Raw genomic sequence first — 14,498 nt, 5'->3', positions numbered from 1 at the left:
GCGAGGTCGCAGGGGGCACCCCGATCGGTTTTTGTGACTCCAATTACCTGCAGGTTTCAGAAATTGGAGCAGTGTTACGTGGTAATTTCGGCCGAATTGACCCTGGCCGTTGAATCAACTGATCGAGTGACGGACAGTGATTGACACTGGTAACAATCCGGGCATCCTGTGCGACGGATCAAATCAGGGCGTCAACGGCGACGGCCATGAAGACCACCGTGAGGTACGTGATCGACAGGTGGAACAGGCGCATCGGCTTGAGCGCCGCCCCGCCACCCGCCTGCCGGGCCAGCCGGATCGCCTCGAACAGGAAGACGGCGCCCATCACGATCGCGGTGACCCCGTAGATCGGGCCGAGACCGAGCGGCCAGGCGACGAGCGAGGCGGCCACGGTGAGGACGGTGTAGAGGATGATCTCGAAGTTGACCCGCTTCATCGAGCGCACCACGGGCAGCATCGGCACGCCGGCCCGCGCATAGTCGTCCTTGTACTTCACGGCGAGCGCATAGAAGTGCGGCATCTGCCAAAAGAAGACAATCGCAAAAAGCGCCCACGCCATCGGCGGGATGGTGTTCGTGACGGCGGCCCAGCCGATCACCACGGGAGCCGCGCCGCACACTCCACCCCAGAACGTGTTGGCGGGGGTTCGCCGCTTCAACCAGAGCGTGTAGACGACGTCGTAGTAGAAGATGGAGAACGCCGTCAGCGCGGTGGCCAACCAGTTGGTGAGAAGCGCCATCAGCGCGACGGAGATCACAGCCAGTGTCAAGCCGAAGATCAGCACGGCACGCGGCGTCATCTGATTCGCCGGCAGCGGCCGCCGCTTGGTGCGCCGCATCAGCTCGTCGATGTCGCGGTCGATGTAGCAGTTGAGTGCGCTCGCGGCACCGCCCGCCAGCCCGCCACCGACCAGCACGGCCGTGAATGTGACCGGGTCAGGCCATCCCTTGGCGGCCAGCATCATGGTCGGCACGGTGGTGACCAGGAGCAGTTCCACGATCTGCGGCTTGGTGAGGGCGAGGTACGCCCGGAACACCGCAACCCAGCTCCGCCGGGCCTCGACGCGCTCAGCGCGACCGGGGCGATCGGCATCGCCGGGCGTCCGCCGTTTGACGGGACGCTCGGTGATCATGCTCACGGACAGCCACCTTCCGGCATCGGCTTTATTTCGCGGCCGTAAATCGGGTGATGACCCGGCGGCCAACCCGGACAGCCTACGCGTAGCCGTCTCCGCTGCTCGGGGCACCCGGCACGGGTGCATGCGGTCACACCCGGCGAACCGGCGTGTCCGCTCACAGCGTATGTGCCTAGTGCGTTCGCTGCGCATGCGTTTAGGCCGACTGGATAGGGTCAAGCCGAAAAGGGTTCCATAATTTTTGCCCGAGGAGCAGAACCGACGTGGCTGCCACAGATCCCGCTCTCAACTGGTCCGACCTCGACCGCAAGGCGGTGGACACCACCCGGGTCTTGGCCATGGACGCCGTGGAGAAGGCCGGCAACGGCCACCCCGGTACCGCCATGAGCCTGGCCCCGGCCGCCTACCTGCTGTTCAACCGTGTGATGCGGCACGACCCCACGGATCCGGAGTGGGCGGGCCGCGACCGCTTCGTGCTGTCCTGCGGTCACTCCAGCCTCACCCTCTACATTCAGTTGTTCCTCAATGGCTACAGCCTGTCACTCGATGACCTGAAGTCGCTGCGCCAGTGGGACTCGCTGACCCCCGGTCACCCGGAGTACGGCCACACCCCCGGTGTCGAGATCACCACCGGCCCGCTGGGCCAGGGCATCGGCAACGCGGTCGGCATGGCCATGGCGGCCCGTCGTGAGCGTGGCCTGTTCGACCCGGACACCGCCGCCGGCGAGTCGCCGTTCGACCACTACGTCTACTCGATCGCCTCCGACGGCGACATCGAGGAGGGCGTGAGCCACGAGTCGTCGGCCATCGCGTCGGTGCAGAAGCTCGGCAACCTCGTCGTGATCTACGACGACAACGAGATCTCCATCGAGGACGACACCCGGATCGCCAAGAACGAGGACGTCGGCAGGCGCTACGAGGCGTACGGCTGGCACGTCCAGACCGTCGACTGGCGGGGCACCGACCCGTACGTCGAGGACGTCGAGGAGCTCTACGCCGCGATCCAGGCCGCCAAGGCGGTGACCGACAAGCCGTCGTTCATCGTGCTGAAGACGGTGATCGGTTTCCCGGCGCCGAAGAAGCAGAACACCGGCAAGATCCACGGCTCCGCGCTGGGCGCCGCCGAGATCACCGCCACCAAGGAGCTGCTCGGCTTCGCCGACGAGCCGTTCGCGATCGACGACGAGGTCCTCAAGCACGCGCGGCAGGTCGTCGAGCGCGGCAAGGCGGCCCGCGCCGAGTGGCAGCAGAAGTTCGACGCCTGGGCCGCCGGCAACGCCGAGGCCAAGGCCCTGTTCGACCGGCTCGCCACCCGCACCCTGCCGGAGGGCTGGCACAAGGCGCTGCCCGAGTTCCCCGCGGACGAGAAGGGCCTGGCCACCCGCGCCGCGTCCGGCAAGGTCCTGGAGGCGCTCGCGCCGGTGCTCCCCGAGCTGTGGGGTGGCTCCGCCGACCTGGCGGAGAGCAACAACACCACCATGAAGGGCCAGCCGTCCTTCATTCCCACGGAGTACGCGACCAAGGAGTTCCCCGGTCACGAGTACGGCCGCACGCTGCACTTCGGCATCCGTGAGCACGGCATGGGCTCGATCCTCAACGGCATCGCGGTGCACGGTGGCACCCGTCCGTACGGCGGCACCTTCCTGGTCTTCAGCGACTACATGCGTGGCTCGGTCCGCCTGTCCGCTCTGATGAAGCTGCCGGTCGTCTTCGTGTGGACGCACGACTCGATCGGTCTCGGCGAGGACGGCCCGACGCACCAGCCGATCGAGACGCTGACCGCCCTGCGCGCGATCATCGGCCTCGACGTGGTCCGCCCGGCCGACGCCAACGAGACCGCGTGGGCCTGGCGCGGCGCCCTGGAGCACACCGACCGCCCGACCGCGCTGGCGCTGTCCCGGCAGAACCTGCCGACCCTGGACCGCTCGAAGTACGCGTCGGCCGAGGGCACCCTCAAGGGCGGCTACATCCTGTCCGAGGCGTCCACCAGCGTGCCGCACGTCATCCTGATCGCCAGCGGCTCCGAGGTGTCGATCGCGCTGACCGCCCAGGAGCGCCTCGAGGCCGAGGGCACCCCCACCCGGGTGGTGTCGATGCCCTGCCAGGAGTGGTTCTTCCAGCAGGACGTGGCATACCAGCAGCAGGTTCTGCCGCACGGCGTGAAGGCTCGTGTCACCGTTGAGGCGGGGATCCGGATGAGCTGGGACCGGCTCCTCGGCGACGCCGGCGAGGCCGTCAGCATCGAGCACTACGGCGCCAGCGCCCCGGCCAAGGTCCTGTTCGAGCAGTTCGGGTTCACCGCTGACAACGTCGTCGCGAAGGCCCACGCCTCTCTGGCCAAGGTCGGCGAGATCACCGGCCACAAGACGGGTAACTGACTTCTACCACTGCGTCATTCATTCAGGAGTTGAGGGAAATGACCGACAGACTGGCTGAACTGTCCGCCCAGGGCGTCGCGGTGTGGCTCGACGACCTCTCGCGGGTACGGCTGACCAGCGGCTCGCTCGACAAGCTGCGCACCGAGCAGCACGTGGTCGGCGTGACGACGAACCCGAGCATCTTCCAGAAGGCGCTGTCCGACGCCGACGCCTACGACGAGCAGCTGCGTGACCTCGCTGCCCAGCGCGTGACCGTCGAGGAGGCGGTCCGTCTGATGACCGCCAAGGACGTGCGCTGGGCGGCCGACGTCTTCCGTCCCGCCTACGACGCCTCCAACGGCGTCGACGGCCGGATCTCGATCGAGGTGGACCCGCGCAAGGCGCACGAGACCGAGTCGACGGTCGCCGAGGCGAAGACGCTGTGGTGGCTGGTGGACCGGCCCAACCTCTACATCAAGATCCCGGCCACCCTGGCCGGCCTGCCCGCCATCACCCAGGTGCTGGGTGCGGGCATCAGCGTCAACGTCACGCTGATCTTCTCGGTCGAGCGGTACAACGCCGTCATGGAGGCGTTCCTGGAGGGCCTGGAGATCGCCAAGGCGAACGGCCACGATCTCTCCAAGATCGGTTCGGTCGCGTCGTTCTTCGTCTCACGGGTGGACTCCGAGGTCGACAAGCGGCTCGACAAGATCGGCTCGGACGAGGCCAAGGCGCTCAAGGGCAAGGCGGCCATCGCCAACGCCCGGCTGGCGTACGAGGCGTACACCAAGGTGTTCGGCAGTGACCGCTGGAAGGCCCTGGCCTCGGCCGGTGCCCACCCGCAGCGCCCGCTCTGGGCGTCGACCGGCACGAAGAACCCCGAGTTCCTCGACACCATCTACGTCGAGGAGCTGATCGCGCCCGGCACGGTGAACACCATGCCGGAGTCGGTGATCTTCGCGTACGAGGACCACGGCACCACCCGTGGTGACACCGTCAGCGGCAACTTCGCGGACGCCCACCAGGCCTTCAGCGATCTGGCGGCCGTCGGCATCGACTTCGCCGACGTGTTCAAGGTCCTCGAGGAGGAGGGCGTCGAGAAGTTCGAGGCCAGCTGGAACGAGCTCCTCGAAGGCGTCACCAAGTCCCTCAAGGCGGCCGCCTCCGGCGCGAAGAACCCCAGCGACGCCGCCTGACGAGCAGCGTTTGCGGCCTGTCGCGGGAGACCCCGCGACAGGCCGCTCCGCCTTCGAAAAACTGGCAGGATGACAACGTGGGTAATCCGCTGCGCACCGCACAGGACCGTCGGCTTCCACGGATTCCGGAGCCCTGTGCTCTGGTGATCTTCGGGGTCACCGGTGACCTGTCCCGAAAGAAGCTCATCCCGGCCGTGTACGACCTGGCCAACCGTGGTCTGCTTCCTCCCGGTTTCGTGGTGGTGGGCTACGCCCGCGCCGACTGGGGTGACGGCAGCTTCGCGGACCTCGCCTACGCGGCCGCCAAGAAGGGCGCCCGGACGCCGTGGCGCGAGGACGTCTGGCAGCGCCTCTCCGAACGATTTCATTTCATTCCCGGCTCGTTCGACGACGACGCCGCCTTCGACCAGCTCGCGACCACGCTGGAGGAGCTGAAGGAACGCAACGGCATCACCGGCAACGCGGCCTTCTACTTCTCCATCCCGCCGGCCGCCTTCCCGCTGGTGCTCAACCAGCTCAACCGCACCGGCATGGCCGACGCGTCCAAGACCGGCGGCTGGCGACGGGTCGTCGTGGAGAAGCCGTTCGGCCAGGACTTCCACAGCGCCGTACAGCTGAATCAGCTGGTCGACGACGTCTTCATCCCGGAGGACGTCTTCCGGATCGACCACTACCTCGGCAAAGAGACCGTCCAGAACATCATGGCTCTCCGCTTCGCGAACAGCCTGTTCGAGCCGGTGTGGAACTCGAAGTACGTCGACAGCGTTCAGATCACGATGGCCGAGGACGTCGGCATCGGCACCCGGGCGGCGTTCTACGACGCTTCCGGCGCCGCGCGCGACGTACTCCAGAACCATCTGCTGCAGCTCCTGGCGATGATCGCCATGGAGGAGCCGACAAGCTTCGACCCCCAGGAAGTACGCGCCGAGAAGCTCAAGGTGCTCAGGGCGATCAGCCTGCCGGCCGACATCTCCACCGGTTCCGTGCGCGGGCAGTACCTCCCGGGCTGGGTGGCCGGTGAACGTGCCGTCGGCTACCTGGAGGAGCCGAACATCCCGGCCGATTCCACCACGGAGACGTACGCCGCCGTCCGGCTCGGCATCCAGAACCGGCGCTGGGCCGGCGTCCCGTTCTACGTGCGGGTCGGCAAGCGGATGCCACGCCGGGTCACCGAGATCGCGATCCTCTTCAAGAAGGCGCCGCACCTGCCGTTCGACCCGGCCGACGTGGAGATGCTGGGCCACAACCAGCTGGTCGTGCGGGTGCAGCCGGACGAGGGCGTGGTGCTGAAGTTCGGCTCGAAGGTCCCGGGCACCTCGATGGAGGTACGCGACATCGCGATGGACTTCCAGTACGGCGAGGCGTTCACCGAGTCCAGCCCGGAGGCGTACGAGCGGCTGGTCCTCGATGTCCTGATCGGCGACCGGACGCTGTTCCCGGACGCTGCCGAGATCGAGCAGTCCTGGCGGGTCATCGACCCGCTGGAGGCCGCCTGGGCGGGCACCAAACCGGAACCGTACCGGGCCGGCGAGTGGGGCCCGCGGGCCTCCGACGAGATGCTGGCGCGCGAAGGCCGAACCTGGAGGCGGGCATGATCGGGCTGTGGGACACCACCGGTAACGAGGTCGTGAAGGCCCTGGCCGCGGAGCGCCGCAGTGCCGGCGGTGTGGCCTCCGGCCTGGCCCTCACCCTGATCGCGGTGGTCGAGGAGAAGAAGGTCCGGGAGGCCGAGGCGGCGGCCACCATAGCCGCCGCGGCGCACCCCTGCCGGCTGCTCATCGTGGTCCGCTCCGACATGGAGGGCCGCAGCCGGCTGGACGCCGAGATCGTCGTGGGGGGGCGGCTCGGCCCGGCCGAGGCGGTCGTCATGCGGATGTACGGCCGGCTCGCGCTGCACGCCGAATCGGTCGTGATGCCGCTGCTGGCCCCGGACGTCCCGGTGGTCACCTGGTGGCACCAGGAGCCACCGGACATGATCGCCAACGACTTCCTGGGCGTCGTCTCGGAACGGCGGATCACCGACAGCGCGCAGGCGCCCGACCCGGTCGCCGCCCTGCGGCAGCGGGCCGTCGACTACGCGCCCGGCGACACCGACCTCACCTGGACCCGGATCACGCTGTGGCGATCCCTGGTGGCCGGCGCCTTCGACAGCACCGAGGCCCGGGTGATCGGCGCGAAGATCGTGGCGCCGGACCGCGACCCCACCGCCTGGCTGATGCTGGGCTGGCTCAAGTCCCGGCTCGGCATCGAGCCGACGCTGGAGCACACCGACCGGGCACCCCGCATGCACTCGGTGGAGCTGCAGTGCGAGAACGGCGACTATGTCCGGGTCACCCGCGAGGAGGGCACGGCCCTGTTCAGCCGGACCGGCCAGGAGGACCGTTACATGCCGCTGCCGAAGCGGCCGGTCGGTGACGAACTGGCCGAGGAGCTGCGCCGGCTGGACGCCGACCAGATCTACGCGGACGCGCTCGGCGCCATGGCCGGACTGTCCGGCCTGGACCACCGGCCCCCGCACCGGGTGCACGTCTGGAAGGATCCGGCGCTCGCCGCGATCGCAAGTTCCGCCGCCTGATCCGCCAACTTCACCGGCTGGCTCTCACCGTTGTCTCGCGGGCTGCGAGACAACGGTGACATCCAGCCGCCACCGCCCGCCGCATCACGGCGGGCGGCCTTTTCATCAGGAGACGCAATTGAGTGAGACCGTGGTCGTGGTGGTTCCGGACGCCGACATCCTGGCGTCCACGGTGGCGGCTCGGCTCGCCGTCAAGATCATCGACGCGCAGGCGGTGCACGGCTCGGCGAGCGTGGTGCTGACCGGCGGCCGGGTCGCGGCGAAAGTGCTGCGCTCGGTGCGGGAACTGCCCGCCTCCGCAGCCATCGACTGGTCCCGGGTGGACCTCTGGTGGGGCGACGAACGGTACCTGCCCGCCGGCGACCCGGACCGCAACGAGACCCAGGCGCGCGAGGCACTGCTGGACAAGCTGGCGCTGGATCCGGCCAGGGTGCACGCCATGCCCGCCTCCGACGGCCCGGACGGTGAGGACGCGATCGCGGCCGCCGCACGCTACGCGGACGAGCTGGCCGCCTCGGCCGGGCCGGGCGCGACGCTGCCCCGCTTCGACGTGCTGATGCTCGGCGTCGGCGAGGACGGGCACGTGGCGTCACTCTTCCCGGATCACCCGGTGCTGCAGCAGACCGGCACGACGGCCGCCACCTTCGACAGCCCGAAGCCGCCGCCGACCCGGGTCACCCTGACCCTGTCGACGATCCGGAGCGCCGACGAGGTGTGGCTGATCGCGGCCGGACCGGACAAGGCCACTCCGGTCGGTACGGTGCTGTCCGGCGGGAATCTGCCCGCGGCCAACGCCTCGGGCGTACAGAGAACCGTCTGGCTCCTGGACCGGGCAGCCGCGGCGAACGTGCCCACCCAGCCGTAGGACCGCACTGTGGTGACTCGCGGTCGGCACCGCAAGTCACCACACGAACCGCGGGCGTCAGCCGGCCGGGGTCGCCTCGGGCCGGGCCGGCTTGGTCACCGGCCCGGCGCCGGGCCCGACGGTGACCCCCTTCGTCCGCGCGGACCGGGACGGCGTGGCCGGGACCGACCGCGGCGCCGAGGTCGACGGCGCCGGGTCGGTGGCCATGCTGGACGGCGAGGCCGTCGTGGAGGGCGACGGAGGCGCGGTGACGACCGGATCAGCGGGCTGGATCGGCTCCGGCCCAGGCGATCGGGGTCCCAGCGTCAGGGTCAGCGCCACCGCCACGATCGCCGCTCCGGCCGGTAACGGCAGCCAGCGCCACAGACGCCAGAGCCGCGACGGTTCGCGGGGCACGGCGACCGTCGGTGGAACTCCGAACCTCAGCCGCTCCTGGGTGACCTGACCGGCTCGGGCGGCCAGCGCGCTCCGCAGCCGTAGTTCCCACTCGTCGGTCACCGTTCCCCCAGTCGTGCGCGCAGGATGGACAGCGCACGGTGCGCCGTCGATTTGACCGTGCCGCGGGAGACCCGCAGCGTATCGGCGATCTCCGCCTCGGAGAGCTCCGACCAGTAACGCAGCACCAGCACCTGGCGTTGCCGGGGGGTCAAGCCGCGCAGCGCCCGTAACATCTCCCGGTCACCGACGCCGAGCATCGCCTCGTCCTCCGCCGCCGGGACGTTCTCCGGCGACGGAGGAAGATACGCGCGGGCGGTACGGCGGCGCCGCAGAGCCGAGCGCGCCGCGTTGGTCACCCCGGTGATGAGGTAGGCGTTCGGATCCGTCACCCCGCGCAGGCCGGGCCCGTGTCTTCGGTAGAGGGCGGTGAACACGTCCTGCACGATGTCCTCCGCGGTGGGCAGGTCGTCGACCATCAGCACCGCCAGCCGGACCATGCTGAGCCGCCGGCTGTGGTAGAGCTCGTTGATCGCCGGTGGCGTCTCAGGGCCGCCACGACCGGCCGTCCGCACACCGGCGGAGAGTCCGCGCAGCCAGGCGAACAGCGAAGGAAACGGCAGTACGGAGATCACAGGCGAGGCCCCGGGGGTCGTATGGCGGGAACGAACGGTACCTGCCGCGTCAGCGCGAGCGCGACGGCGTGACGGCCGGCTTCGCCGGCGCCTTGGTCACGGCGGGACCGGAGCCGGGCGTGGCGGCCGGCTTGGCAGGTGCCGGAGTCGCGGCCGGTCCCTTGCCGGGCGTGACGGCGGGCTTGCCGGGCGTGACGGCGGGCTTGCCGGGCGTGACGGCGGGCTTCGCCGGGGAGGCGGTGGGCGCCGCCGGCTCCCCGGTCGGCTTGTAACCGCTTTCACTGGACCTCGACGTCGCCGGGGACGGAGCCGCGGTCATCTTGCCCGGGCCACGGGTGGACGCTGTGGGCGCCGGCTCAGCGGTCGGCTGGTAGCTGCCGGGTGTGGTGGTGGGCGGCACCGGGGCCGGCGTGGCGTCGTCGGCGAACGCGGTGGCCGACAGACCGGCGATGGCCACCACTGTCGCCGCGCCGAGGGTGAGGGCCAGTCCACGTGTCGAGAAACGCATCGGGTACTCCTGCTCGTCGATTCCTGTCTTGGTGCCTGTCGCAGAAGTAGACGTGTGACCCGGCAGAAGGTTGGCGGTCAGATTGTGACGCGCAGCACACCTTTAGACTTCCGACGTGCAGCCGACGATCCGCGCCTATCAGCCCAGTGACCTCGACGCGATCTACGACATCTGTGTGCGCACCGCCGCCTCAGGGGGTGACGCGCGCGGCCGGCACACCTCGGACCGGATGCTCGGCGACGTCTGGGCGGTCCCCTATGTGATCCGGGAGCCCGAGCACGCGCACGTGCTCGACGACGGAACGGGTACGGCCGTCGGCTACATCCTGGGCACCGCGGACACGACGGCGTTCGTCGAGTGGTACCGGGAGACATGGCTGCCGGAGACCGCCGCCCGGTTCGCGAGCGACGATCCGCGCGACGCCGAACTGATCGCCGTCCACCGCGATCCGGACCGGATGCTCCAGCCCGAGTTCGCCGGCTACCCGGCGCACCTGCACATCGACCTGCTGCCGGACTGGCAGGGCAAGGGACACGGCCGCGGGCTGATGGCCGCCTTCGTGGACGGCCTCCGGGCGGCCGGCGTCCCGGCGATGCATCTCGGCATGGCCGCCGAGAACCACAGCGCCTACGCGTTCTACCGCCGCCTGGGCTTCCACGACATCGACGTGCCCAACCCGGGCGCCCGGTTCGTCGGGCGGGACACCAGCCCGCTGACCTGAGCGACGTCCGCCCGCCACTCCGCTCGGCGGACGGACATCACTCATCGGTGGATCATTCGCCGCGGCGCTGGCGCACCTTGGCGAGCGCCTCGGCGAGGATCGCCGCGGCATCCTCCTCGGAGCGGCGCTCCTTCACATACGCGAGATGCGATTTGTACGGCTCGGTGCGCGATTTGCCCGGCGGGTTCGACCGGTCGAGACCGGCCGGCTGCCCGCAACGCGGACAGTCCCAGGTGTCGGGGATCGCCGCCTCGGCCGCGAACCAGATGATGCTGTCGTGATCGGCCGCGCAGAAGTAGGTCACCTGCCTGCGCGGTGCCGGTTCGCTGCGCTCGTCGGGACGCATCGGGCTGGACCCGATCCGGCTGCCGCGAATAGCGCTGCCACTGGACACGGACGTCACTCCTGTCTCGAGGGGCCTCTCATGGCGCCGTCCGGTCTCGGCTTCGTCACGCGAGGGGCAGCGCGAACCGGACAGCCGGGAACAAAAAACCGCGCGGCCGGAGAAACCGGCCGCGCGGCAGATTCTACGTCTTGTAGGCGCCGTCAGGCGATCTGGACCTTCAGCCAGAAACCGAGTCCCACGATGCAGGCGAACCAGATGATGCCCACGAGGACGGTGTAACGGTCGAGGTTCTTCTCGGCGACCGAGGAACCGGACAGGCTGGAGGTCACACCGCCACCGAACATGCTCGACATGCCGCCACCCTTGCCCCGGTGCAGCAGGATCAGCAGGGTCAGCAGAATGCTGGTGATGATCAGCAACACGATCAACGTGTAAGCGAACGCGATCGGCATCGTCGGGTTCATTCCTCTCGAAGGGCAAGCAGCGGTCCCACAATAGCGGGTGCCCGGCCGCACGATACGGCCGGGCACGCGCAAATTACGCTTAGCGCGCGACGTGCTCCGGGAACCGCACGATCGCGGCGAACCCTTCGGCGTCCAGTGCGGCGCCGCCTACCAGGGCACCGTCCACATCCGGCTTGGCCATGATCTGGGCGATGTTGTTCGCCTTGACCGATCCGCCGTACTGAATGCGTACCACGTCGGCCACCTCGGCACCGAACTTCTCGGCGAGGCGGCCACGGATCGCGCCGCAGACCTCCTGGGCGTCCTCCGGCGTCGCGGTCTTGCCGGTACCGATCGCCCACACCGGCTCGTACGCGATCACGATTTGCTTGAGCTGCTCGGTCTTGAGCCCCTCGAGACCCGCGTCGACCTGGGCGAGCACGTGCTCGACCTGGTTGCCGGCCTCACGGATGTCCAGGCCCTCACCGACACAGAAGATCGGCACGAGACCGGCCTCGAAGGCGGCCTTGTTCTTCGCGTTTACGGTCGCGTCGTCCTCGCCGTGGTACTCACGGCGCTCGGAGTGCCCGACCACCACGTAGGTGCAGCCCAGCTTGGCGAGCATGCCACCGGAGATCTCGCCGGTGTAGGCGCCGGACGCGAACTTCGAGACGTCCTGCGCGCCGTACCCGATGTTGAGCTTGTCGTCCTTGATCGCGCCCTCGACGCTGCGCAGATCGGTGAACGGCGGGAGCACAACCGTCTCCACCGCATCGAGCTGCGCGGGCGTCAGGTTCGCGGCCAGTTTCCGGACCAGGAGAATCGCCTCGAAGTGGTTGAGGTTCATCTTCCAGTTACCGGCGATGATCGGCTTGCGGGTCACGTCACCCATCACTTCTCCAGAGCGGCGACGCCCGGCAGCGTCTTGCCTTCGAGGTACTCCAGGGACGCGCCCCCACCGGTGGAGATGTGGCCGAACGCCGACTCGTCGAGCCCGAGCGTGCGCACCGCGGCCGCGGAGTCGCCGCCACCGACGACCGAGAAGCCGTCGATCTTGGTGATCGCCTCGGCCACGCCGCGGGTACCCGCGGCGAACGGCGCCAGCTCGAACACGCCCATCGGCCCGTTCCAGAACACCGTCTTCGCGCCGGCGATCGCCGAGGCGAACAGCTCCGTGGACTTCGGGCCGATGTCGAGACCGAGCCGGTCGGCCGGGATCTCGGACGCCGCGACGACATCGTGCGTGGCGTCGGCCGAGAACTCGGTGGCGGCCACGACGTCGACGGGCAGCACGATCCGGCCGTCGGCCTGCGCGAGGAGATCGGCGCAGACGGAGACCATCTCGTCCTCGAGCAGCGACTTGCCGACCTCGTGGCCCTGGGCCTTGAGGAAGGTGAAGCACATGCCACCGCCGACGAGGAGCTTGTCCACCTTCGGCAGCAGCGCCTGGATGACGGCGAGCTTGTCGGAGACCTTCGAGCCGCCGAGCACGACGACGTACGGCTGCTCCGGGCTCTCCGACACCCGCTTGAGGACCTCGACCTCCTTGAGGACGAGACCACCGGCGTAGTGCGGGAGGCGGGCCGGGACGTCGTACACCGAGGCGTGCTTGCGGTGCACCGCGCCGAACGCGTCGTCGACGTAGAAGTCGGCGAACGCGGCCAGCTGGTCCGCGAAGGCCCCGCGAGTAGCGTCGTCCTTCGAGGTCTCGCCCTCGTTGAAGCGCAGGTTCTCCAGCAGGAGCACCTCACCGCCGGCGAGCGCCTCGACCTTGGCCCGGGCGTCGGCACCGACGGTGTCCGCGGCGAAGACCACCGGCGAGCCGAGCAGCTCACCGAGACGGGTCGCCACCGGGGCAAGGGTGAACTTGGGGTCCGGCGCGCCCTTCGGACGGCCCAGGTGGGACGCCACGATCACCTTGGCGCCCGCGTCACGCAGGGCGATCAGCGTCGGCAGCACCGCGCGGGCGCGGCCGTCGTCGCTGATGACACCCGGATTGCTCTTGTCGAAGGGCACGTTCAGGTCGGCGCGTACGAAGACGCGCCGACCCGAGACACCCTCGGCGAGCAGGTCGTCGAGAGTCTTCAAGATCAGGCTCCGACGAGCTTGACCAGGTCGACGAGGCGGTTCGAGTAGCCCCACTCGTTGTCGTACCAGCCGACGACCTTGACCTGGTTGCCGCCGATGACCTTGGTGAGGCCCGCGTCGAAGATGCAGGAGGCCGGGTCGGTGACGATGTCGGCCGACACGATCGCGTCCTCGGTGTAGACCAGGATGCCCTTGAGCGGGCCCTCGGCCGCGGCCTTGACGGCGGCGTTGACCTCTTCCACCGTGGTGTCACGGGCGGCGGTGAAGGTCAGGTCGGTGGCCGAGCCGGTGGGGATCGGCACCCGCAGCGCGAAGCCGTCCAGCTTGCCCTTGAGCTCCGGCAGCACCAGGCTGACGGCCTTGGCGGCACCGGTCGAGGTCGGCACGATGTTCAGCGCGGCGGCGCGGGCGCGGCGCAGGTCGCTGTGCGGGCCGTCCTGAAGGTTCTGGTCCTGGGTGTACGCGTGGATCGTGGTCATCAGACCCTTTTCGATCCCGATCGTGTCGTTCAGGACCTTCGCCATCGGAGCGAGGCAGTTGGTGGTGCAGGACGCGTTCGAGATGATGGTGTGCTTGGCGGCGTCGTACAGGCCGTCGTTCACACCCATCACGATCGTGATGTCCTCGTTCTTGGCCGGAGCCGAGATGATGACCTTCTTGGCGCCCTTGTCCACGTGGGCCTTGGCCTTGGTGGCGTCGGTGAAGAAGCCGGTCGACTCGATGACGACATCCGCGCCGAGGTCGCCCCACGGCAGGTTGTTCGGGTCACGCTCGGCGAACGCCTTGAACGACTTGCCACCGACGCTGATCTCGTCGGCGGACGCCTTCACCTCGTGGCCCAGACGGCCCAGGATGCTGTCGTACTTGAGCAGGTGAGCCAGCGTGGCGTTATCGGTCAGGTCGTTCACGCCGACGATCTCGATGTCGGCGCCGGAGGCGAGAACCGCCCGGAAGAAGTTACGACCGATACGGCCGAAGCCGTTGATGCCAACCCGGATGGTCACAGGTGGTCTCCTCGTTTCGGTCCGCCGGATTCTGCGACCGGCGGAGGGGTCTGCATGCCGACCGCAGGGACGGCCGACAAAAAGGCGTCCGGCGCCGCACCCAGAACTTCGATGACGGGGGGCTCGGCCGGACTGCCGGCAGCGTCGCCGTCACCCGTGACACTATCCGAGCCCACACACCCGCTGGGCG

Annotated in this window: 15 protein-coding genes; 6 read left to right on the top strand and 9 right to left on the bottom strand. The window is 69.1% G+C overall.

The features are described from left to right. Positions 1-178: 178 nt before the first annotated feature. The gene (locus AB0G04_RS23410; protein WP_360986647.1) at positions 179-1,138 is read right to left on the bottom strand and encodes a heme o synthase; all 960 of its coding nucleotides are present in this window, start codon (positions 1,136-1,138) and stop codon (positions 179-181) included. Between the two features lie 335 nt (positions 1,139-1,473). Here AB0G04_RS23410 and tkt point away from each other — a divergent pair, with 335 nt between their 5' ends. From tkt to pgl, 5 genes are all read left to right on the top strand, one after another. Next, positions 1,474-3,513 carry a transketolase gene (gene tkt / locus AB0G04_RS23405; RefSeq protein WP_360986644.1) on the top strand — a complete coding sequence of 680 codons (2,040 nt, stop codon included), beginning with the start codon at positions 1,474-1,476 and terminating at the stop codon, positions 3,511-3,513. Between the two features lie 38 nt (positions 3,514-3,551). Continuing rightward, on the top strand, positions 3,552-4,688 hold the full coding sequence (tal, locus tag AB0G04_RS23400) for a transaldolase (protein WP_360986344.1): 1,137 nt from the start codon (positions 3,552-3,554) through the stop codon (positions 4,686-4,688). A gap of 77 nt (positions 4,689-4,765) precedes the next feature. Continuing rightward, positions 4,766-6,283, top strand: coding sequence for a glucose-6-phosphate dehydrogenase (zwf, locus tag AB0G04_RS23395; RefSeq protein WP_360986341.1), 1,518 nt, complete (start codon positions 4,766-4,768; stop codon positions 6,281-6,283). Continuing rightward, positions 6,280-7,263: a glucose-6-phosphate dehydrogenase assembly protein OpcA gene (locus AB0G04_RS23390; protein ID WP_360986338.1), complete on the top strand. Its 984-nt coding sequence runs from the start codon at positions 6,280-6,282 to the stop codon at positions 7,261-7,263. Before zwf ends, AB0G04_RS23390 begins: the two co-directional genes overlap by 4 nt. Positions 7,264-7,381: 118 nt before the next feature. Beyond that, on the top strand, positions 7,382-8,128 hold the full coding sequence (gene pgl, locus AB0G04_RS23385) for a 6-phosphogluconolactonase (protein ID WP_360986335.1): 747 nt from the start codon (positions 7,382-7,384) through the stop codon (positions 8,126-8,128). Between the two features lie 57 nt (positions 8,129-8,185). On the opposite strand, the gene AB0G04_RS23380 is transcribed toward pgl, so the two are convergent. The 3 genes from AB0G04_RS23380 to AB0G04_RS23370 are packed head-to-tail and all read right to left on the bottom strand — an operon-like array spanning position 8,186 to position 9,706. After that, a complete protein-coding gene (locus AB0G04_RS23380) occupies positions 8,186-8,626 on the bottom strand; it encodes a hypothetical protein (RefSeq protein WP_360986332.1) in 441 nt (146 codons plus the stop codon). Continuing rightward, the gene (locus tag AB0G04_RS23375) at positions 8,623-9,198 is read right to left on the bottom strand and encodes a sigma-70 family RNA polymerase sigma factor (protein ID WP_360986329.1); all 576 of its coding nucleotides are present in this window, start codon (positions 9,196-9,198) and stop codon (positions 8,623-8,625) included. Before AB0G04_RS23375 ends, AB0G04_RS23380 begins: the two co-directional genes overlap by 4 nt. A gap of 49 nt (positions 9,199-9,247) precedes the next feature. Further along, positions 9,248-9,706 carry a hypothetical protein gene (locus AB0G04_RS23370; RefSeq protein ID WP_360986326.1) on the bottom strand — a complete coding sequence of 153 codons (459 nt, stop codon included), beginning with the start codon at positions 9,704-9,706 and terminating at the stop codon, positions 9,248-9,250. A 115-nt stretch (positions 9,707-9,821) separates the two neighbouring features. On the opposite strand from AB0G04_RS23370, the gene AB0G04_RS23365 reads away from it, so the two are divergent. Then, positions 9,822-10,427, top strand: a complete 606-nt coding sequence (locus AB0G04_RS23365; RefSeq protein ID WP_360986323.1) for a GNAT family N-acetyltransferase — start codon at positions 9,822-9,824, stop codon at positions 10,425-10,427. Between the two features lie 52 nt (positions 10,428-10,479). On the opposite strand, the gene AB0G04_RS23360 is transcribed toward AB0G04_RS23365, so the two are convergent. The 5 genes from AB0G04_RS23360 to gap form a co-directional block, all read right to left on the bottom strand. Next, a complete protein-coding gene (locus tag AB0G04_RS23360; RefSeq protein WP_106317190.1) occupies positions 10,480-10,821 on the bottom strand; it encodes an RNA polymerase-binding protein RbpA in 342 nt (113 codons plus the stop codon). Between the two features lie 152 nt (positions 10,822-10,973). Beyond that, the gene (gene secG / locus AB0G04_RS23355) at positions 10,974-11,225 is read right to left on the bottom strand and encodes a preprotein translocase subunit SecG (RefSeq protein ID WP_360986320.1); all 252 of its coding nucleotides are present in this window, start codon (positions 11,223-11,225) and stop codon (positions 10,974-10,976) included. A 91-nt stretch (positions 11,226-11,316) separates the two neighbouring features. Further along, a complete protein-coding gene (gene tpiA, locus AB0G04_RS23350) occupies positions 11,317-12,108 on the bottom strand; it encodes a triose-phosphate isomerase (RefSeq protein ID WP_360986317.1) in 792 nt (263 codons plus the stop codon). Beyond that, positions 12,108-13,310: a phosphoglycerate kinase gene (locus tag AB0G04_RS23345; protein ID WP_360986641.1), complete on the bottom strand. Its 1,203-nt coding sequence runs from the start codon at positions 13,308-13,310 to the stop codon at positions 12,108-12,110. The genes tpiA and AB0G04_RS23345 overlap by 1 nt, the downstream gene beginning before the upstream one ends. After that, the gene (gene gap / locus AB0G04_RS23340) at positions 13,307-14,308 is read right to left on the bottom strand and encodes a type I glyceraldehyde-3-phosphate dehydrogenase (protein ID WP_360986314.1); all 1,002 of its coding nucleotides are present in this window, start codon (positions 14,306-14,308) and stop codon (positions 13,307-13,309) included. The genes AB0G04_RS23345 and gap overlap by 4 nt, the downstream gene beginning before the upstream one ends. Between the last annotated feature and the right edge of the window lie 190 nt (positions 14,309-14,498).

This window comes from Actinoplanes sp. NPDC023801 (genome assembly GCF_040639655.1).
Lineage (GTDB): Bacteria > Actinomycetota > Actinomycetes > Mycobacteriales > Micromonosporaceae > Actinoplanes.
This window is presented reverse-complemented; position numbering and strand designations above follow the sequence as displayed.